The sequence below is a fragment of the Bradyrhizobium sp. BRP23 genome (genome assembly GCF_020194135.1).
GTDB classification, from domain to species: domain Bacteria; phylum Pseudomonadota; class Alphaproteobacteria; order Rhizobiales; family Xanthobacteraceae; genus Bradyrhizobium; species Bradyrhizobium yuanmingense.
On record NZ_JADYVW010000010.1, the window covers coordinates 196,415 to 216,902 of the forward strand.

At 65.6% G+C, this 20,488-nt stretch carries 17 protein-coding genes; 6 read left to right on the top strand and 11 right to left on the bottom strand.

Translation table 11 applies throughout. From position 1 onward, the window contains the following. Window positions 1-5: 5 nt before the first annotated feature. Complete coding sequence (locus tag I6F24_RS26260; RefSeq protein ID WP_225152135.1) at window positions 6-2,837, bottom strand: winged helix-turn-helix domain-containing protein; 2,832 nt, start codon at window positions 2,835-2,837, stop codon at window positions 6-8. 195 nt (window positions 2,838-3,032) lie between these two features. Between I6F24_RS26260 and I6F24_RS26265 the strand changes: the two genes are divergently transcribed. The 4 genes from I6F24_RS26265 to I6F24_RS26280 are packed head-to-tail and all read left to right on the top strand — an operon-like array spanning window position 3,033 to window position 5,971. Then, entirely contained in the window at window positions 3,033-3,452 is a 420-nt protein-coding gene (locus I6F24_RS26265; protein ID WP_035996651.1) for an organic hydroperoxide resistance protein, read from the top strand. A 35-nt stretch (window positions 3,453-3,487) separates the two neighbouring features. Further along, window positions 3,488-4,516 (top strand): alpha/beta hydrolase, encoded by a 1,029-nt coding sequence (locus I6F24_RS26270; protein ID WP_225142887.1) that lies wholly within the window; start codon window positions 3,488-3,490, stop codon window positions 4,514-4,516. Window positions 4,517-4,568: 52 nt separating this feature from the next. Continuing rightward, window positions 4,569-5,132, top strand: coding sequence for a cytochrome P460 family protein (locus I6F24_RS26275; protein WP_225152137.1), 564 nt, complete (start codon window positions 4,569-4,571; stop codon window positions 5,130-5,132). Between the two features lie 17 nt (window positions 5,133-5,149). Next, window positions 5,150-5,971 (top strand): SDR family NAD(P)-dependent oxidoreductase, encoded by an 822-nt coding sequence (locus I6F24_RS26280; protein WP_225152139.1) that lies wholly within the window; start codon window positions 5,150-5,152, stop codon window positions 5,969-5,971. A gap of 11 nt (window positions 5,972-5,982) precedes the next feature. Here I6F24_RS26280 and I6F24_RS26285 read toward each other — a convergent pair whose 3' ends face one another. Together I6F24_RS26285 and hemA are read right to left on the bottom strand one after the other, a co-directional pair. Then, window positions 5,983-9,492 carry a PAS domain-containing hybrid sensor histidine kinase/response regulator gene (locus I6F24_RS26285; RefSeq protein ID WP_225152141.1) on the bottom strand — a complete coding sequence of 1,170 codons (3,510 nt, stop codon included), beginning with the start codon at window positions 9,490-9,492 and terminating at the stop codon, window positions 5,983-5,985. 182 nt (window positions 9,493-9,674) lie between these two features. Then, window positions 9,675-10,904 (bottom strand): 5-aminolevulinate synthase, encoded by a 1,230-nt coding sequence (hemA, locus tag I6F24_RS26290; RefSeq protein ID WP_035996665.1) that lies wholly within the window; start codon window positions 10,902-10,904, stop codon window positions 9,675-9,677. A 267-nt stretch (window positions 10,905-11,171) separates the two neighbouring features. Between hemA and aroQ the strand changes: the two genes are divergently transcribed. Then, window positions 11,172-11,603 carry a type II 3-dehydroquinate dehydratase gene (gene aroQ, locus I6F24_RS26295; RefSeq protein ID WP_035996668.1) on the top strand — a complete coding sequence of 144 codons (432 nt, stop codon included), beginning with the start codon at window positions 11,172-11,174 and terminating at the stop codon, window positions 11,601-11,603. A gap of 170 nt (window positions 11,604-11,773) precedes the next feature. Here the strand turns inward: aroQ and I6F24_RS26300 are convergent, their stop codons facing one another. The 4 genes from I6F24_RS26300 to I6F24_RS26315 form a co-directional block, all read right to left on the bottom strand. After that, complete coding sequence (locus I6F24_RS26300; RefSeq protein WP_225152143.1) at window positions 11,774-12,835, bottom strand: MBL fold metallo-hydrolase; 1,062 nt, start codon at window positions 12,833-12,835, stop codon at window positions 11,774-11,776. A 137-nt stretch (window positions 12,836-12,972) separates the two neighbouring features. Further along, entirely contained in the window at window positions 12,973-15,129 is a 2,157-nt protein-coding gene (locus I6F24_RS26305) for a methyl-accepting chemotaxis protein (RefSeq protein WP_225152145.1), read from the bottom strand. 162 nt (window positions 15,130-15,291) lie between these two features. Further along, the gene (locus tag I6F24_RS26310; RefSeq protein ID WP_035996788.1) at window positions 15,292-16,017 is read right to left on the bottom strand and encodes an outer membrane protein; all 726 of its coding nucleotides are present in this window, start codon (window positions 16,015-16,017) and stop codon (window positions 15,292-15,294) included. A gap of 224 nt (window positions 16,018-16,241) precedes the next feature. Beyond that, entirely contained in the window at window positions 16,242-16,562 is a 321-nt protein-coding gene (locus I6F24_RS26315) for a hypothetical protein (protein WP_035996689.1), read from the bottom strand. Window positions 16,563-16,751: 189 nt separating this feature from the next. Here I6F24_RS26315 and I6F24_RS26320 point away from each other — a divergent pair, with 189 nt between their 5' ends. Next, entirely contained in the window at window positions 16,752-17,036 is a 285-nt protein-coding gene (locus I6F24_RS26320) for a hypothetical protein (protein ID WP_035996692.1), read from the top strand. A gap of 32 nt (window positions 17,037-17,068) precedes the next feature. On the opposite strand, the gene I6F24_RS26325 is transcribed toward I6F24_RS26320, so the two are convergent. The 4 genes from I6F24_RS26325 to I6F24_RS26340 form a co-directional block, all read right to left on the bottom strand. Beyond that, window positions 17,069-18,010 (bottom strand): AEC family transporter, encoded by a 942-nt coding sequence (locus I6F24_RS26325; RefSeq protein WP_036020644.1) that lies wholly within the window; start codon window positions 18,008-18,010, stop codon window positions 17,069-17,071. Window positions 18,011-18,115: 105 nt separating this feature from the next. Next, the gene (locus I6F24_RS26330; RefSeq protein WP_035996696.1) at window positions 18,116-18,325 is read right to left on the bottom strand and encodes a hypothetical protein; all 210 of its coding nucleotides are present in this window, start codon (window positions 18,323-18,325) and stop codon (window positions 18,116-18,118) included. Further along, window positions 18,322-18,498 carry a hypothetical protein gene (locus I6F24_RS26335; protein WP_192893053.1) on the bottom strand — a complete coding sequence of 59 codons (177 nt, stop codon included), beginning with the start codon at window positions 18,496-18,498 and terminating at the stop codon, window positions 18,322-18,324. Before I6F24_RS26335 ends, I6F24_RS26330 begins: the two co-directional genes overlap by 4 nt. A 368-nt stretch (window positions 18,499-18,866) precedes the next feature. Then, window positions 18,867-20,486 carry an ABC transporter ATP-binding protein gene (locus I6F24_RS26340; protein ID WP_225152147.1) on the bottom strand — a complete coding sequence of 540 codons (1,620 nt, stop codon included), beginning with the start codon at window positions 20,484-20,486 and terminating at the stop codon, window positions 18,867-18,869. Window positions 20,487-20,488: the final 2 nt, after the last annotated feature.

Sequence of the window (20,488 nt, forward strand, 5' to 3'; positions counted from 1 at the left end):
GGCTGCTACAGCGTGGTCAGAAGCACGCTGGCCGCTTTGATATCCGCCGTATCGGCGCCCTCGGCAAAGCCCTCGAGCGCCGATTGGAGCCATCGCTTCGCCTCGTCGCGCTGCCCGCGTCCGGCAAACAGCCCGGCGAGATCGATCGCAGCGCGCAGCTCCCAGGCCGTGGCGCCTTGCCGGCGACTCAGATCCAGGGATTGCATGAAGTGGGCTTCTGCCTGCTCGGCGTCGGGCTCCGGCAGCGACAACAGAACTCTGCCTTTCATCCGCAGCAACTCGGGCATGTAGAGATGATCGCCGCTCTGATCGACGAGGCGGATCGCATCGTCGATCAGGCGCGCACTCTGCTCGACCTGTCCAAGCGCCAACAAGCCTTGAACCAGTGCGATGTTGAAGGTCGTTGTGAGCAGTTCGTAGCCGGCCTCGTGGAGCTCGCGTAGGCAAGCCATGATCGTATCGACGCCTTGCGCGGCGTCTCCCCGACGGATCGCCAGTTCGCCCTTCACGCCGCGGCCCACCACGAGATAGGGACCCATCGATCGAGATTCGGCATGCGCGATGAATTGGTCGATGCTCTGCTCGGCGCCGTCGAGATCGCCGTCCCAGAGCGAGATCGAGACCGCCCAGATCAACGCGATGCACAGCGTGATCGGATGCTCCATCTGCGCGGCTTCAGTCACCGTCTGTTGCGCCAGCTGCCGCGCGTCCGCGGGCCGGCCCTGCAACCAGAGTTCGCGCGCCAGCGTGATGCCGGCCCGGTTGCGATGATCGAAGCCATGGATGGTGCTGATTCGTTCCGCGCCCGGCCCTTGCCATGCGACCTCCAGCATCTTCAGCGCGTCGCGGTGCTCGCCGGCCAGATGCAGCGAAACCCCGAGCAGCGAATGGGCGAGGACGATCGAGCCGGGATCGCCGAGCGCCTGCGCGACCGCAAGGCTCTGCTGCGCATAGCCAAGCGCGGCATGGAACTGCCCCATCCGTTCGTGAAAGATATGCATGCGGCCGAGCAGCTGCAGCTGGTTCGGCGCGTCGCCGCGCGCCTCCGCGATCGCAAGGCTCCTGCTCAAGGCCACGCGCGCCGCCTCGCTGCCGCCGCGCGTGAACATCAGGGTCAGCCCGAGGGCAGCCTGGATGTGCATTTCATCGGCGCTGCCGCGCGCGGACGGGGTCATCGCAAGCAGTGCCCGTTCCGACCAGCGCCGGCATTCGATCAAGAGGGACATCGCGAGGAAGATCGGCGCTGCCGCGGCGGCGAGCGCAATGCCGGCGGTGGCGTCGCCGCCCGCGCCAAAGCACCAGTCCAGCGCGGCACGCACATTGTGGAGCGCGGAGAAGTGGATCGCCCGTTCGTCGGCATTCGGCGTTGCCGCCCATGTGCTGCCGGCCTGCTCCAGCCATCGCCGGTAGTAGGTCGCGTGGCGGGCGGCGAGCGCGGCGTCGTTCGGCTCGATCTCGAGCAGATAGGCGCGCGTGGTATCGAGCAGACGGTAGCGCATCATGGCGCCGACCGGCCGCGGCGCGACCATCGATTTGGCGACGAGACTGTCGATGGCATCGAACAAGCGGGAGCGGTCGGCCCGTTCATCCGGGACGACCTCGAGGGCGGCGTCGATGGTGAAGTGACCTGCAAAGACCGCCAGCCTGCGGAGGACGAGGCGCTCGATGTCGGACAGCAGCCCGTAGCTCCAGTCCAGCGTCGCCCGCAACGTCTTCTGCCGCGGCGGCGCGGTGCGCTGGCCCTGCCAGAGCAGATTGAGACGCTCGTCGAGCAGCGCGGCCGTCTGCTCCAGGCCGTAAGCTTCGACCCGGCCCGCGGCGAGCTCGATCGCCAGGGCCATGCCGTCAAGGTTGCGGCAGATCCTCGCGATAGTCGCGGCGTTGGTATCGTCGAGCGCGATCTGCGCGCCGCCAGCGGTCGCCCGTTCGATGAAGAGCTGAAGCGCGGGATAGGTCTGTGCAGCCGCCGCACTCAGCCCGGCACTATCAGGCGGTACGGCGAGCGGTGCCAATCGATAGACCTGCTCGCCCTCGACGCGCAGGGCTTCGCGGCTGGTGGCGAGGATGTGGACATCAGGCGCAGCGTGGAAGATCGCCGAAGCCAGCGGTGCCGCCGCGGCGATGACATGCTCGCAATTGTCGAGGATGAGCAGCAACCGCTTGTCCCTGACATGCGCGAGCAGCGCGGGCAGGGGATCGTCGGTCTCGGCCGGCAAGCCGAGCATCAACAGGATCGAGGTGATCACGAGATCGGGATCGCTGAGCGCGGCAAGGTCGACGAAATGCGCGGCGTCGGAGAACGTCGCGAGCAGGTCGTGGGCGATCGCCACCGCGACGGCAGTCTTGCCGACGCCGCCCGGACCGACGATCGTGACGAAGCGCGAGGTGAGAAGCTTGTCGGAGATGGTGGCGACGGCCTGGTCGCGCCCGACCATCCGTTGCAGCCGATTTGGCAGCTTGACCGGCGGCAATTCCATCGGCGGGGACGAGCGCCGCGCCGCCGGAAGCTGCGTGTGCGAGATCGGCGCCACGAAGCAATAGCCGCGTCCGGAGAGCGTCGTGATGTATCGCGCGCCGTCCTTGCCGTCGCCGAGCGCCTTGCGGAGAGCGGCGATGTGAAAGCGCAGATTGGCGTCTTCGACGGTGATGCCGGGCCACACCAGCGCCATTAGATCCCATTTGCTGACGACCTCGTTCGGCCGCGACATCAGTGCGGTCAGCGCGTCGAACGCCTTCGCACCCAGCGGCACTGTGACGCCGTCGCGCGTCACGAGCCTTTCATGTGGCGCCACGGTGAATGGTCCGAACGAGAGTCTTGGCCCGGTCGGCGTGGTCATCGCGAAATCTTGCTCATTTGCGAACCGGATAGCCAGAGGGCAGCCATCCCGCAAGGCCTGCGTTGCATCGGCCTCAGACCGTGTTTGCAAGCCTCCCATAAGCTTCTGCGCCGGCCTCACAACTTCTCACAAGTCCAAACGGGTCTCCGGGGCGCGTCGCTGCTAGGCAGTTTGCGCGACGGCAAGGAGCTCTTCATGACGCAAACGGCAAAACTGCTCTACACGGCCCGGACCCACACCAGCGGCGGCCGGCACGACGGCATATCGCGCAGTTCCGACGGTCGCCTCGACGTCAAGCTGTCGCCGCCGGGCGGGGCCGGCATCGGCACAAATCCCGAGCAATTGTTTGCGGCCGGCTGGTCGGCCTGCTTCGAAGGCGCCATGGAACTCGCCGCGCGCAAGCAGAAGGTGACCCTTCCCAGGAAAAGCGCGATCGACGCGGAGATCGATCTCGTGCTCGACGAGGGCGCCTACGCGCTGAGGGCGCGCCTCAATGTCAGCCTGCCGGGACTCGACCCCGAGATCGCACGCGGCATCATCGATGAAGCGCATCAAACCTGCCCCTACTCCAAGGCCGTCCGCGGCAACATCGACGTCACGGTCGCGCTGATCTGACGCACCATCATCAACCACGACGAGGTAACACCATCATGAAGCAGCTCATCGATCAGCACCGCCGCCAGTTTCTCGGCATCGCCACCGGAGCCGCCGCCGCCGGCATCGGCGTGATCGCGTTCGCTCGTGCCGAGACCGAACCGCAGCGATCCCAAGCATCGAATGCGTCCTTCGGCGCGATCAAGCAGATCGATGCCGGCGTTCTCAACGTCGGCTATGCCGAGGCGGGTCCCTCGAATGGTCCGGTGGCGATCCTGCTGCACGGCTGGCCCTACGACATTCACGCCTTCGTCGAGGTCGCACCGATCCTGGCGCAGGCCGGCTATCGCGTCATCATCCCTCATCTGCGCGGTTACGGCTCGACGCACTTCCTCTCCAGCGAGACGCCGCGCAATGGCGAGCCTGCCGCGATGGCCTCCGACATCATCGCGCTGATGGACAAGCTCGAGATCAAGAAGGCCGTCGTCGCCGGTTTCGATTGGGGCGCGCGTACCGCCGACATCATCGCCGCGCTGTGGCCGGAGCGGTGTCGCGCGCTGGTGTCGGTCAGCGGCTATCTGATCTCCAGCCAGGCTGCGGGCAATATGCCGCTGCCGCCGTCGGCCGAGCTGCAATGGTGGTACCAGTTCTACTTCGCGACCGAGCGCGGCCGGGCCGGCTACGAGAAGTACACGCATGATTTCGCCAAGCTGATCTGGAAGCTGGCTTCGCCGCAGTGGAAGTTCGACGACGCTACCTTCAACAGAAGCGCGGCGTCGCTCGACAACAAGGATCATGTCGCGATCACGATCCACAATTACCGCTGGCGGCTCGGGCTCGCCCAGGGCGAGGCAAAATATGAGCATCTCGAAAAGAAGCTGGCCGCAGCTCCGCAGATCGAGGTGCCGACGATCACGATGGAGGGCGATGCCAACGGCGCGCCCCATCCCGAGCCGAGCGCCTATGCCAAGAAGTTCTCAGGCCGATACGAGTTTCGCCTGATCACCGGCGGCGTCGGCCACAATCTGCCGCAGGAAGCGCCACAAGCCTTCGCCAAGGCCGTCATCGACGCCGACGGCGCCTAGGCATTCGTCGGCACCTCCGTCCAGCCTCATTGATCGAGCCCGATGAAACATCATGACGATAGCCGAACCCGAAAAGAAGAAATCTTTCTACACCACGATGATCGTGCTGACCGTGGTCCTCCTCGTCGTGCTCCTGACCTGCATGCCCTACCTCGTCACGATCGCCTTCGCGGAAGGGCCAGCGGAACAGAGCGCGGCGGACGCCTCGCCGATCTTCGGCGTCACAATTCCAGCCGGCTATAAGCGGTGGGAGCTGATCGCGCCGGCCGAAGAGGCCGCGCCGCTCGACGAGCTGCGCGCTGTTGTCGGCAACCAGACCGCCATCGATGCCTATCAGGCTGGAAAACTGCCGTTCCCGGACGGCACCATTCTGGTCAAGCGCGCCTGGAAGCGGAAGCAGTCACCGGAGTTCGCGTCCGCGACGATTCCCGGCGCCGCCACCACGGTCCAGGTGATGGTGAAGGATTCCAGGAAATACGCGGCTACCGGCGGCTGGGGCTTTGGCCGCTTCGTCAACGGCAAACCGGTGGACGAGGCGCAGCACCGCACCTGCTGGGGCTGTCACGAAGCCCGGGCCAAGAGCCGCGACTATGTCTTCACGCGGCCTGCGCCTTGAGACATACGGTAACTGGCTTGAAGACTTGGTTCATCAGCGGCAGCTCTCGCGGGCTTGGCCGTGCCATCACGGAAGCGGCACTCGCCGCGGGCGACCAGGTGGTTGCCACTGCGCGGACGCTCCAACCGCTTGAACCGTTGCGGGAACGTTTCGCTGAAAGACTGTGCCTTGCAACGCTCGACGTCACGGATGAAGCTGCCGCGCCGGCAGCCATCGCGCTTGCTGCGGAGACGTTCGGCGGACTCGACGTGGTCGTCAACAATGCCGGCTACGGCGACCTCGGATCGGTCGAGGATACTGGCCTGGACTCGTTCCGGCGGCAGATCGAGGCCAATTTGATAGGCACCATTATCGTCACCAAGGCGGCGATTCCGGTGCTGCGCCGGCAGCGCCGTGGCCACATCGTGCAAGTCTCGTCCGTAGGCGGCCGGATCGGCGCCCCAGCCCGCGCCGCCTATTCGGCCGCGAAATGGGGTATCGAGGGCTTTTCGGAATCGCTGGCGCGCGAGATGGCGCTGATCGGCGTGAACGTCACGATCGTCGAGCCCGGCGGCTTTCGCACCGGCTTTGCGCGAGCCGCACATGGGACCGGCGAAGGACGCCCGGAATACGATGCGCTCGTCGGCGCTGCCGTCAGGATGCAGCGCGATTACGACGGCCGGCAGCCCGGCGATCCAGCCAAAGCCGCGGCCGTGGTTCTGAAGCTTGCCGATATGGAGCGCCCGCCTCTGCGCATTGCGCTCGGAAGCGATGCCGTCGACGCCATCGCTGCGATCGATAAGCTCCGCCTCGAAAAGCTGGAGAGGTGGCGAGCGCTCAGCGTATCGACTGACTATTGACCCCGGGGGCCTCACTCCGCCGCCACCATTTGTTGCGTGCGCCACTGGCCCAGCAGGGCACGCAGCGAAGCCGGCTTCACCGGCTTGTTGAGCACTGCGATCTTCTCGTCACGCGCGGCGACCTGCACGGCGGGGCTGCGGTCGGCCGTGATCAGGATCGCAGGGATGGTATCGCCGAAACGGCGGCGGATCTCGCGGATGGCGGCGATGCCGTTGCCGCGATCGAGGTGATAATCGACCAGAAGGCCGGTGACGCGGCGGCCGGCGGTTTCGATCGCAGCGATCGCGCCTTCGGGATCGGCGACCGCGATCACCTCGGCGTCCCAGGCCTTGAGCAGCGTGCGCATGCCGTCGAGGATCGCCGCATCGTTCTCGATGCAGACGATCAGCGCGCCCGAGATCGGTGTGCGCGCCAGCGGCGTCGCGCTGGTCACGGCCGCGGTATGGGTGACCGCCTTCGCTGTCGGCACGGTCACCGAGAAGACCGAGCCGCCGCTTCGATTGCCGTCGATGGCGATGCCGTGCTTGAGCACGCGAGCCAGGCGTTCCACGATCGAGAGGCCGAGGCCCAGACCGCGCGCGATCCGCGCGCCCTGCTCCAGGCGATGGAATTCCTTGAAGATCTCGCCGCGCTTGACCGCGGGGATACCGACGCCGGTGTCGTAGACGCAGATCTTGAGCGAGGCGCCGCGGCGGCGGCAGCCGACCAGCACGCGGCCGCGCGGGGTATATTTGATCGCGTTCGAGATCAGGTTCTGGAGCAGGCGCCGCAGCAGGAGCCGGTCCGACTCGACCGGCAGCGAGCAGGGCACGAAGGCGAGCTCCAGGCCCTTGGCGCGCGCGATCGGCGCGAACTCGATTTCCAGCGAGCGCATCAGATCGGCCATCTTGAAGCTCGAGATCGAGGTCGCCATCGCGCCGGCGTCGAGCCTGGAGATGTCGAGCAGAGCGCCGAGGATTTCCTCGATCGCCTGCAAGGATTCGTCGATGTTCTCGACCAGCCGCGTCTCCTCGCCATTGTGCTGGCGCTCGACGAGGCTTGTGACGTAGAGCCGCGCCGCATTCAGCGGCTGCAGGATGTCGTGGCTGGCGGCGGCGAGAAAACGCGTCTTGGAGATGCTGGCGTCCTCCGCCGCGCTCTTGGCGATGGCCAGCTCGGAGTTCAGCCGCGTCAGCTCCTCGGTGCGGTCGCGCACGCGCTTTTCCAGCGTCGCATTGGCGCGTTCCAGCGCTTCGGCGGCTTCGAAGGTCGGCGTGACGTCGGTGAAGGTGATGACGAAGCCCCCGCCGGGCATGCGGTTGGTGAGCACTTCGATCACCATGTGGCGTTCCGGCAGCCGCTCGAGATAAGGCTCGCTGTCGGTGGTGTAGGCCGCAAGGCGCCGTTCCAGCAGGGCCTCGCGCTCGAGCGGATCGTTCGGATCGCCGAGGCCGATGAACTCCAGGATCTCGCGCAAGGGCGTGCCGAACTGGATCAGATGCAGCGGCACATTGAGGAGGTCGCCGAACTGCCGGTTGGAGCAGATCAGTTGCAGATCGGCGTCGAACACGGCGATGCCCTGACGCACATGGTTGAGCGCGGTCTGCAGGATCTCGCGGTTGAAATGCAGCGCGGCGTGCGAATCGTCGAGCAGCTTCAGCGCGGCCTTGGCGGAGACCGTCCGCTTGCGCAGCAGCAGCGACATCACGAGACGGGAGGAGGCCGCGCCGATCGAGGAGGCAATCAGATGCTCGGCGTGTTGCAGCAGCTCGAAATCGGCGGGCGCACCGGGCTCCAGCCGCACGTTGCGCCGCGCCGAGAAGGCCTCAAAGGAATGTCGCGCGCGGTCGGGCCCGAGATATTGCGCCACTGTGGTCTGGATGTCCTGCACGGTGACGGTGCTGCGCCAGCGGCGGAAGCTCGGGGAGATCGGTGCGAGCGTATTGGGCACGAACAGATCGGCTTGCAGCAGCTCGATGGAGGATGGCCGGCGTGCCAGCGACAGCAGCACATAGGTCAGGATGTTGAGGGACAGCGACCAGATCACGCCGTGCATCAGGGGCGGCAGGTCGGCGCCGAACAGTGCCTGCGGCCGCAGCGCCTCGATGCCGAACGGGCCGTGCTGCAGCAGCAGGATGCCTGACGTCGAGGAATCCATGAAGCTCGGCATGAACAGCGTGTAGAGCCACACCGCAAACCCGACCAGCATGCCGCCGATCGCCCCGCGCGCGGTCGCGCGCCGCCAGAGCAGGCCGCCGAAGAAGCTCGGGGCGAGCTGGGCGATGGCGGCAAAGGAGAGCAGGCCGATCGCCGCGAGCTGGGTGCTGCCGAGCGCGCGATAGTAGAAATAGGCCATCACCATGATGGCGAAGATCGCGAGCCGGCGCGAGCGCAGCAGGAAGTTGCTGAAATCGGCCCCGCCGGCGCGCCCCTCCGGCCGACGTTTCAGCACCAGCGGCACCACGAGGTCGTTCGAGACCATGATGGAGAGCGCGACGCATTCGACGATCACCATGGCGGTCGCCGCCGACAGCCCGCCGACGAAGACGGCGACGCTGAGCAGGTTCGCGCCGCTCTCGATCGGCAGGGCCAACACGTACATATCAGGGTCGGCCGTGCCGAACGGGAAGGTCACGAGGCCGGCGAGCGCGATCGGGATCACGAACAGGTTGATGGCGACGAGGTAGAGCGGAAACAGCCAGCGCGCGCGGCCGACCTCGGCATCCGAGGAATTCTCCACCACGCTGACGTGAAACTGGCGCGGCAGCAGCATGATCGCGCACAGCGACAGCAATGTCATGGTCAGGAAGTTGCCGATCGACGGCGAATAATTGATGGCGCGCACCGCTTCCGGCGTCCTCATCGCGCGCTCGATCAATTCATGCGGTGAGAACATCCAGAAGGTGACGAAGATGCCGGCGGCGAGGAAGGCGACCAGCTTGATGATGGACTCGGTCGCGATCGCCAGCATCAGGCCGTGCTGGTGCTCGGTCGCGTCGGTCTGTCGCGTGCCGAACAGCACAGCGAAGGCCGCCATCGTCAGCGTCACCATCAGCGCCATGTCGCCGAGGATCGGGATGTGCGAGAAGGCCTGGTCTTCGCTCAGGATTGTGCCCAGCGAAGAAGCCACCGCCTTGAGCTGGAGCGCGATATAGGGCACCGAGCCGATGATCGCGATTGCGGCGACGGTCGCCGCCACCGCCTGGCTCTTGCCGTAGCGGGCCCCGATGAAGTCGGCGATCGAGGTGATGTTGTGGGCTTTCGCCAGCTGGATCACGCGTCGGAGCACCCCGGCCCCCAACCCGATCATCAGGATCGGGCCGACATAGATCGCGAGGAAATCGGTCGAGGTGCGGGTCGCGAAGCCGACCGACCCGAAGAAGGTCCAGGACGTGCAGTAGATCGCCAGCGACAACGGATAGATCAGTCCGGAGGCGCGGCCGCGACCGGCCGGCGAGCGGCGGTCGCCGTGGCTCGCCACCAGGAACAGGAAGCCGATATAGCCGAAGGCGGCGGCGATCACGCCCCAATCGTGCAGCATGGGTCGGGGGCTCTCTCCCTGGGCGCCGGCGGCGCCCGAGCTCATTTTCCTTGCAAACCTAGCGCGTTGAGCGAGTGCAGGCGACAGCGAAATGCCGTGCGGCGGTAGGAACTGCCGGCGTCGTTAAGCGGTGGGGCAAGCTGTCCGCCCGCTCTTACCCTCCAGGGGAGGGTAAAAGAGGCCTATTCCGCGGCCAGCGACTTCGCGCGCAGCGGCAGGCCGAGGCGGTCCCACACTTGCAGCAGCGCTTCGGCGAGCTGATCGATCAGGCCGTCGTCGTGATAGGGCGAGGGCGTGATGCGCAGGCGCTCGGTGCCCTTGGCGACGGTCGGATAGTTGATCGGCTGGATGTAGATCCCGTGCTGTTCGAGCAGCAGGTCGGAAGCCTGCTTGCACTTCTCGGGATCGCCGACGAACAGCGGTACGATGTGTGTGTCGCTCGACATCACCGGCAGGCCGGCGGCATTGAGGATCGCCTTGACGCGGGCGGCACGGTCCTGGTGGCGCTCGCGCTCCCAGCTCGACGTCTTCAGGTGCCTGATCGCGGCGGTCGCGGCCGAGCAGACCGCCGGCGGCAGCGCGGTGGTGAAGATGAAGCCCGGCGCATAGGAGCGCACGGCGTCGATGATCTGGCCGTTGGCGGCGATGTAGCCGCCGAGACAGCCGAACGCCTTGGCCAGCGTGCCCTCGAGAATGTCGATGCGATGCATCACGCCGTCGCGCTCGGCGATGCCGCCGCCGCGCGGGCCGTACATGCCGACGGCGTGGACTTCGTCGACATAGGTCATCGCGCCATATTTCTCGGCGAGATCGCAGATCCTGGCGAGCGGCGCGACATCGCCGTCCATGGAATAGAGACTCTCGCAGACGATCAGCTTCGGCCGATCGGGACCGGCCGCTTTCAACAGCTCTTCGAGATGCGCAACGTCGTTGTGGCGGAACACGATCCGCTCGCAGCCGGACTGGCGGATGCCCTCGATCATCGAATTGTGGTTGAGCTCGTCCGACAGGATCAGGCAGTTCGGAATGAGCTTTGCGATGGTCGGGATGCCGGTCTGGTTCGAGACATAGCCCGAGGTGAACAGCAGCGCGGCTTCCTTGCCGTGGAGATCGGCGAGCTCGGCCTCGAGCTGCACCAGCGGATGATGCGTGCCGGCGATGTTGCGGGTGCCGCCGGCGCCGGTGCCGACGCGCGTGGCAGTCTCGACCATGGCGCCGACCACCTTCGGATGCTGGCCCATGCCGAGATAGTCGTTGGAGCACCAGATCACGACATCGCGCTTGCCCTTGGGCGAGTGCCAGACCGCATGCGGGAACCGGCCGGCCGTGCGTTCGAGGTCGGCGAACACGCGATAACGCCGCTCGGTGTGGAGACGATCGAGGGCGGAATCGAAGAATTGGGCGTAATCCATCGGCAAACCTGCAACGGAACCTGACCAAGGGGACGGGTCTACTTAGAGCTTTTCCAGCTCCAATGTCTATGCGCTATCCCACATTTGGATCTGTGGGGCATTTGGGCAAAATGCCCTATCCGGCGCGTCTCAGTTTGATCCCGATCAATCCGGCGCGACATATAATGCTGCTCCGCACCATCTGCCGGGGCGACCCAGCCTATGGTCTTCCGTCGCGGCCCGGCGCGCGCTTTCCTTGCTCAACCAGGCTCTCGAAAGGACCCTTCCATGAAGCGCGTGATGATCCTCAACGGTCCCAACCTCAACATGCTCGGCATCCGCGAGCCGCACATCTACGGCACGACGACGCTCGCGGAGGTCAACGCGAGCTGCGAGGACGCGGCCGCCAGGCTCGGCCTCAAGCTCGCCTTCCACCAGTCCAACCACGAGGGCGTGCTGGTTGATCTGATCCAGTCGGCGCGGCAGGACGCCGAGGCCATCGTGATCAATCCGGCCGGTCTCTCCTTCACCTCGGTCTCGATCATGGACGCGATCAAGACGTTCGAGGGCCCGGTGCTGGAGGTGCACATCTCCAACATCCACGCCCGTGACGAATATCACCGGCATTCCAAGATCTCGTTCGTGGCGACCGGCGTGATCTGCGGGCTCGGGCCGTTCGGCTACATCGCGGCGCTGCACGCGATCGCGAATATGAAGTGAGGCGCCAGCCGCGCCGGAGGTCTGCTCCCTCGCCCCGTTCTTACGGGGAGAGGGTTGGGGTGAGGGGCTGTTTCGGCAATGATGGTGAGAGTTGGACTCGCGGAGACTCCCCCTCACCCGCCACGCTTCGCGTGTCGGCCTCTCCCCGCAGGCGGGGAGAGGCGAAGAACTCACGTCGTCCGAAACTGCAGCACGCCGTCCTGCATCTCGGGCGTGAGGCGGCCCTCGACGATCATGTAGTTGACGTGGGCGACGAGCTCGCCGGCGGCAAAGCCCATCTGGTGCTCGTCCAGCACGTGCTTGTTGAACACCACGGGCACCAGAGCGCGCGAGGTTTGCGGCACCTCACGGCAGGCTTCCGCGATCAATCGGCAGCGCTCTTCGTGGTGGTCGGCGAGCTGCTTGATGCGGGTCTTCAATCCGTAGAATGGCACGCCATGGCCGGGCAGCACCAGCACGTCATAGGGCAGCGTCGTGGTCAGGCTGGCGAGCGAGGCCAGATATTCGCCGAGCGAGTTCTGGTCGGGCTCGACCGCCCAGACGCTGACATTCGGCGAGATCTTGCTCAGCACCTGGTCGGCGGAGAGGAACAGCTTGTCGTCAGCGCAATACAGCATCACCTGGTCGAGGGCGTGGCCGCCGCCGGTGATGACCTTGAAGCGGCGCGTGCCGATCACGACGTCGTCGCCATGCGAGATGCGGCGATAGGACGGCGGCAGCACCGAGACGCGCTTCAGATAGTCCTGGCCGCGGCCGAGCAGCTTTTCGGTGAGCGACTCGTCCATGCCATGGCGGCGGAAGAACAGCCGCTGCGCCTCGCGCCGCTCCTCGGTGCCGCGGTTCTGGTGATAGACCGATTGCAGATATTCGACCTGCGACATCACCAGCGGGCAGCCGAACCGCTCGACGATCCAACCGGCGAGGCCGACATGATCCGGGTGGGAGTGGGTGACGATCAGGCGCGTGATGTTGACGCCTTTCAGCGGTCCGTCGAACAGCTTCGTCCAGGCCTCGATCGTCTCCTCGTTGCCGAAGCCGGCATCGATCATCGCATAGCCGTCGCCATCGGCGAGCAGGTAGATGTTCACGTGGTTGAGGCGGAACGGCAGCTTCAGCCGCGCCCACAACACGCCGGGCCGCACCTCGACCACCTGTTCGGGGCCGGGATGCTGTTCCCAGGGGTAGCGCAGGGCCTCGGCCGAGGACTGCGGGGTGTCGGTTTTCGAGTTCATGCTATCGGCTTAAACCCAGCGCGCGCGGGGCGCCAGCCGAAAAAGGATGCTGGGCGGCGACAGCATGGCGGTCATACCGAGGCAGTTTTCCGTAGCCCGGATTGCGCTACGCTCCATCCAGGCTACAGGACAGGGCCTTACGCCGCCCGCATGTCGTTGAGGAAGGCGTCGATCTCCCCGCGCAGCATATCGGCCTCGCGGCGCAGCGCGTCCGAGGCGCCCAGCACCTCGGTGGCCGCAGCGCCGGCTTCGGCGGACGCGGTGGAGACGCCGACGATGTTGCTGGAGACCTCGCTGGTGCCGCCGGCGGCATGCTGGATGTTGCGGGCGATTTCGCGCGTCGCGGCGCCCTGCTCCTCGACCGCTGCTGCGATCGTGGTGGTGACGTCGTTGATCTCGCCGATGATCCGGCCGATGCCCTGGATGGCGCCGACCGCCGAGGTCGTGACTGACTGCATGCTGGCGATCTGGGTGCGGATCTCGTCGGTCGCCTTGGCGGTCTGGCTCGCCAGGCTCTTCACCTCGGAGGCAACCACCGCGAAGCCGCGGCCGGCCTCGCCGGCGCGCGCCGCCTCGATGGTGGCGTTGAGCGCGAGCAGATTGGTCTGCGAGGCAATGGTCTGGATCAGGTCGACGACGACGCTGATGCGGCTCGCGCTGTCGGCAAGGCTCTGCACCGTGGCGTCGGTCGCTCCCGCTTCGTCGACCGCCTTTTTGGCGATCTCGGCGGAGGTCACGACCTGACGGCTGATCTCCTGGATCGAGGAGGACAGCTGCTCGGTGCCGGCCGAGACGGTCTGCACGTTGACCGACGTCTCTTCCGCCGCGGAGGCGACCGCGTTGACCAGCGCGTTGGACTGGTCGGCGGTGTTCGACATGCTCTGCGCGGTCGATTGCATCGAATTGGCCGATTGGGCCAGATTATCGAGCGCGGAGCGCACCGTGCTTTCGAACTGGGCGATCTTCGCCTCCATGCGCGCGGCCCGCTCGGCCTTGGCGATACGGTCCTTGTCCTGCTCGCTCGTCAGCGCGCGGGTCTCGATCATGCTCTCCCGGAACACCTGCAGCGTGTTCGCCATCACCGAGATTTCGTCGTTGTGATTCTTCGAGCGGTAGATCTCGGTTTCGAGATCCCCGTTCGCGAGCAGCTGCATCGACTGCTGCAAGGCGCCGATCCGGCGCAGGATGTTACGGCCGACATAGAGCCAGACGAACAGCGCCGAGCCGACCAGCATCAGCGCGCCCAAGCCCAGCATGACCGACGTCGCGAGCGAAATCTCCTGCCGCGCCTGGAAGGTCGAGGTGTTGGTCTCTTTCTGCACGCCGTCGACGAGCTGCTGCACGCTGATGCCGAGCCCGACATTGAGCTTGCGGGTCTCGTCCAGGATGGTCTGGCCGTAGTCGATGGAGTCGAGCTCTTTCTCGCGCAGATTGAACACGCCGGTCTTGCCGGTGCCGAGCGCGAGCAGCTTTTCCGCGGTGTCGCGCAGCATCTTGTTGCCCTGGTTGTCCGGCAACAGATCGAGGTTCGACCGCAGGCGCCCCTGCGCCGTCTTGAATTCCTTCTGGATGTCATCGAGCTTGTCGCTGGTGTTCGCCGACAGCGCCGCGCTCATGTTGGCGGCGGCGAGATTACCGCTGGCGACGACGTTGCCGAGCTGACCGACGGTCTGCGCGGCGTCGGTCGCGTCTGCGGCTGACAGGTCGGCTGAACCGAGAATGGCATTGACGCGGGTCTGCGCGTCCAGCATCGTCGGACTCGCTGCGCCGACGAACGCGCCCTGCGCGGCGCGAAGCGCGTCATATTGCTTGTCGTGCAGCGCCGCGATGTCGAGCCGTTCGCGGGCGGCTTTCGTCAGGCTCTGAGCCGCCTCGTTGATGCTCTTCATCGTCTCGCTGAGCCCGGAGACGACGCTCTTGTCGCCGCCGAGCTCGATGATCTCGTTGAGCTTCTGCTGCGTCTGCTCCTGTAATTCCCTGAGCTTCTTGGTACGTTCGGTCAAGGCGTCCTCGCTCTGCGCCGCAAGCAGGGCCGGTCCCTGCGCCGCGAGGCTCGCACTCAGCGCCGACAATTGCAGGCTGGCGGAAAGGCGCGGAATGTCCCGTCCGCTCAGTTCAGTCATGCGTCCGCCGAGATTCTGCAGCGCAAGGCCGGCGCCGGCCGCGATCACGAGGCCCATGCCCGCGATGACCGCAAACGCCGCGAACAGGCTGCCGCGCACGCCCCATTTCGGCATTCTGAAACGCGGACGGAAACGGCCAAGGAAGCGGCCAAGGCCCAAACGGATCGGCATCGAAAATTCCCCCAATGTTCTTCTATTTGTGGCTGCAGTATCGGCAGCACCGGTTAAGGAATCGCAATGAGCCCAATCGGTTGACGTTGTTCCGCAGAGCGAAAAAAAAGAGGGCCGGCAACGAGGCCGGCCCCTTCATCTTGATAAGGACCTGGTAACCGATCAGTAGCGCGCCATGGCCGGGCTCGCCCAGTTGAAGCGGTAGTTGACGCCCGCCTTGAAGGTATGGTCGTCGGTGGTGAAGGCGCCGGTGCCGGCGAGCGGACCGGCGGTGAAGCTGGCGTCGCCGAAATTGTAATACTGGTACTCGGCCTTGGCCGACCAGTTCGGGGCGAACATGTATTCGAGGCCGGCGCCGACGGTGTAGCCGTTGCGGTGATCGCCGGTGATGACGAAGGCGGCCGGCACGCCGCCGACGGTGACCCTCTCGTTGTTGTCCGAATAGGCGTAGCCGCCCTTCACATAGACCAGGCCGGGACCCCAGGTGTAGCCGACGCGGCCCGTGATCGAGCCGAGGCCGCGCTGGTCGTTGGTGTAGGCGATGCCGCCCGGGAACACGGCGCCGACGCTGCCGGAGAGCCAGGAATACTGGCCTTCGACGCCGACCACGAAGTTCGGGTGGAACTGCCAGTCCGCACCGACCTGCACGCCGCCGAGGAAGCGGCCGTTGCCGTTGTTGCCGGTGGAGAGGCCATTGAAATTGTTGTCGCTGGAGAACGCGCCGCCGACATGGGCGCCGAGATAGAAGCCCGTCCAATTGTAGATCGGCGCGGCGTAGGCCGGCGCGGGCGTCTTGTAATAATTGCGGTTGCCGAGATCGGCACCGACGGCCGGCGCAGCCGCGCCCAACACGAGCAACGCCACGGTCGCAAACAGAATCTTCTTCATCGTCTTGAACTCCAACACGTAAGGTCCCCGGCAGGCGCGTTTGCTGCGCCGCATTGGTTTTGCAGATAGCTCGCTTTTGACGAAAATGCTGTCACATCCGTGGCACAGCGACGGCCAACGTAACTTGTTGGGCCGTAAATGATTTTCGTGCTTAATGGCAACTTAAGAAGTGGTGAAGGAAGGCTTAACGGCGCACTCTGTCGGTAACTTGCGCGCGCCTTGCGTTAACCAAGACGCCGCCGTGCCTCATCGCGCATCTGCGCGCGAAAGGCGGCGCGCTTTGCCGGCCTGTCTTCCTCACGCACGTCGTGTCGATCGAAGATGTCGAACTTCTCCAGGATCGGATAGCGCTCGCTCGCCATCGCGAGCACGCGCAGTATCCTGGTCCCCTCCGGCGTCGGGCCGCTGACCTCCCAGCGCCGGATGGTGTCGGCGCCGCCTCTTTCCGGCAGTCCGCAAAGCTTGGCCATGTCGGCCGCGCTGAGCTTGCGCTCGAGGGCATCGGAGAGGTCGTTGCGAAGCTGCTTCAGTTCGGCGCCGGTCATGCTTGCGTCCAGGGAAGTCACTGAAAGCAATGCACTAGCGCTGATTCGGGTCCATCCGAAGACGGTGTGAGTCCGCCGCGCTCCGGCACCTTCGTCCGCACACGGAGTTATGAAGGGAGAACCCATGGAAATTTGCCGATGCATGAACACTTGGCATATCGGGGCGCGCAACGGGTGAAGGGATCAGCCATGAAAACCATCAGACTCGCCATTTCCGCGCTGATCACGACGGGACTGCTTGCCGCACCATTCGCAGCTGAGGCGAAAAAGGTCCGGTCCAGCCGGCAATACAGCACTGGTGTGGTGGCTCCGACCTATGGCGGAGCCGGAGCGCCGGCCGCGCAACCGAGGGCGGCCTACGGATCGTCGGGACAGACGGTTGGCACTGTCACCGCGCCGTCGATCGGATCATACAATTGGCCCTCGGTCGGCGTGACCAACTCGGCTCCCACCTGGAGCAACACCACGAGATAGAGGGCTCCGGCAAGGTGGAGGCCACTGGCGGATCAACGCATGCCGCTCGCCGATCCCGAGAGCAGATAAAGCGCGATGAGCAATGTCGCGACCGACAGCATCGTCGTGATCGAGACCGTGGCCGCAACCAGCTTCTCCTCGACCTTGTGTTCATGTGCGAGGACGTAGACGGTTTTCGCCGTCGGCACGGCCGCGCAGATGACCGCCGCAACCGTGTAGAGAGGGGTGAGGCCGATCACGACGCAAAGCCCGTAGACGATGAGCGGCATGACCACCAGTTTCACCGCGGCGAGCGCAAACGACGCTTTCAGGTTGGACCGCAACCCCTCGATGGACAGGCCAAGTCCAATGGCGAACAGCGCGCACGGCGTGAGCGCGGCAGCGATCATGTTGAGATAGGCCGCGACCGGTGCCGGAATCGGCAGTCCCGTCACCGCCCAGGTGAGGCCGATGAACGTCGACAGCACCATGGGATTGAGCAGGATCTGCTTTGCCAGTCCCATAGAGCCCACGGAGGCCCCGCGTGCATCGCGCTTTTCCAGCAGGATCACCGTGATCGGAAACATCACCGCGGCCACGAACACCGTCGCGACGGCCGCGGGCAGGACGGCGGGTTGGCCGTAGATCGCATGCAGGATCGGCAGCGCAACGAACCCGGTGTTGGTCATCGCCGCCGCCATCCCGTGAATGGTGCTGCTGGCGAGGTCGTGTTTGCCGCCTGCGCGGACCGGCACGAACACGAGCGCGAAGCAGATCAGCGAACCGCCGCCGAAGGCGAGCAGAAAACGCCATTCCAGGAGATTGCGCGCCGGCTCCTGGGCGATCGTGACAATCAACAGCGCCGGCATCGCCACGTTGTAGGCGAAATGCACCAGGGCATCGGCCAGCGCCCGCGAGAGATAGCCGAGCTCGCCGGCGAGCCAGCCGGTGACGATGATCGCGAATACGGGAAGAACGAGGCTGGCGACCTCCATCCGGCTTCCCCCTCATTTTCGAACAGGGAGGGTAGACCGGCAATGGACTGGCGTCACTCCGTGATTTGTGGGTCGCCTTGATTTGTCGGAGGAGAATCCGCCTCGCTAGATTCCCCGGCGCCCCTGGTCTCCGATCACGCAGCGCCAGGCCGCCAGGCGCTCGGCCGGATGCTGGTTCATCCATTCGGCAAGCTGCGGCGCGCCCATCAGGCAGGCCTGCACCGAAATTTGCGCAAAGTCCGACGTGGTGACGATCTGCTCGTGACAATTGGAGGGAGAGGCGAGGCTGCAAAGCACGGCGATGATCTTGATCACGATACGTTACCTCCGTCGCGGCCGATGAACGGGCGACGGATCGCCGGCTTTCCCTGGCCCTCGTCCGTCGGATCGACCGGCGGGAAGATGCTGTCGTAGATCGCCCGCGCTTCCTGGATGAGACGCGTTCGCTCGCGCTCGGACTTCGAGACAAATCGAATAACTTCGCCCATGTTGGCTCCGAATATCAGTGTGAGTCCGTCATGAGATGACGTCGATCATTCAACCGTCATCTATGGTCATGCCCTTAAGCTTTGAAGCGGCCGGTCCGGTCACGACCGGATAAAAAGCGCGTGACCGGGCTGCGCAGTTCCCAGCATCCCGGTGCGTCTTGCTTGCTGGGTTGTTGAGCTGCCATCACATCACGTTCGTTGTACGGCGCCAGCCGCGACGAGCGACTATGGCGTCAACTCACCCCTTGCCGACATGAGCAAGGATGATCTCACGAAAGCAAATGCCGCTGAATCGAATATGTTTCGCCTCGCTCGGCGTACAAGTTTTTGGAACCATCACGGAAATCAATGAACGAGGACGAGCCGCCTCAGGCCGCTGGCGCGTGCTCCTTCCGTCCGGGCACGGCTGCGAGCAATTCGCGCGTATAGGCGTGCTCGGGCGCGGCGAACAGTTGCGCCGTCGGCTTCAGCTCGACGATAGCGCCGCGCTGCATCACCGCGATGCGGTCGCAGATCTGGGCCGCGACGCGCAGATCGTGGGTGATGAACAGCATCGACAGGCCGAGGCGCGCCTTGAGATCTTCCAGCAACTTCAACACCTGCGCCTGCACCGAGACATCGAGCGCGGAGACGGCCTCGTCCGCGACGATGATCTCCGGCTCGAGCGCGAGCGCGCGGGCAATGCCGATGCGCTGGCGCTGGCCGCCGGAGAATTCATGCGGATAGCGCTCGAGCGCGCCGGCATCCAGCCCGACCATCCTGAGGAGATCGCGGGCGCGGTCGAACGCCACCTTCGGATCGGTCCCGGCTGCGGTCGGCCCGTCGGCGATGATGTGGCCGATCTTGCGGCGCGGATTGAGCGAGGCGAACGGATCCTGGAAGATCATCTGGATGCGATGGCGCTCGCCGCGCAGCGCCTTGCCGGAAAGCGAGGTCAGGTCGGTCTCGCCGATCCGCACCGTGCCGCGGTCGGCTTCGATCAGTCGCATCACCAGGCGCGCTACCGACGACTTGCCCGAGCCGGATTCACCGACGAGGCCGAGCGTCTCGCCCTTGAGGATGTTGAAGTTGACCGCGCGCGCCGCATCGACGCGGCGGGCCTGGCGGAACCAGCCGCCCGACGTGACGTAGGTCTTGTCCAGCCCGATCACCTCGACGGCCTTGGCCCGATCGTCCAATGGCTCTCGCGGCGGCGGATCCATCGAGGGCACGGCGGCAAGCAATGCCTTGGTGTAGTCGTGCTGCGGCTCGTTGAAGATGGCCGCGGCCGGACCTTCCTCCACGACCTTGCCGTGGCGGAGCACCACGACCTGGTCGGCGATGTCGGCGACCACGCCGAAATCATGGGTGATGAACATCACCGCCATGTTGCGGCTCCGCTGGAGGTTGCGGATCAGCTTCAGGATCTGGGCCTGCGTGGTGACGTCGAGCGCGGTGGTCGGCTCGTCCGCGACCAGCACCGCGGGCTCGAGCGCGAGCGCCATCGCGATCATGGCGCGCTGGCGTTGGCCGCCGGAGAGCTGGTGCGGATAGGCGCGCACGATACGCTCAGGGTCAGGCAGGCCGACTTCGCTTGCCAGCGCCAGCGCCTTGGCCCGCCGCTCCTTCGGCGTGAGCAGGCCGTGCGCCTCGAACATCTCCGCCATCTGGTCGCCGATCCGCATCAACGGATTGAGCGCGGTCATCGGCTCCTGGAAGATCATCGCCAGCCGACGGCCGCGCAGATCGCGCCAGCCGTCGTCAGCGAGCTTGAGCACGTCCCGGCCCTCGAACTGGATTTCACCGGAGGTGACCGAGACCGTATCCGGCAAAAGGCCCATCAGCGCATGCGCGCACATCGACTTGCCGGAGCCGGACTCGCCGACGACGCAGACGATCTTGCCGGGCTGCAGATCGAGCGAGACACCGTCGACCGCGAAGGGGCGCTCGGCGCCCTTGGGCAGCGCGATCCGCAAGTTCCTGATGGAGACGGCGGGCGAGGCGGTCATCG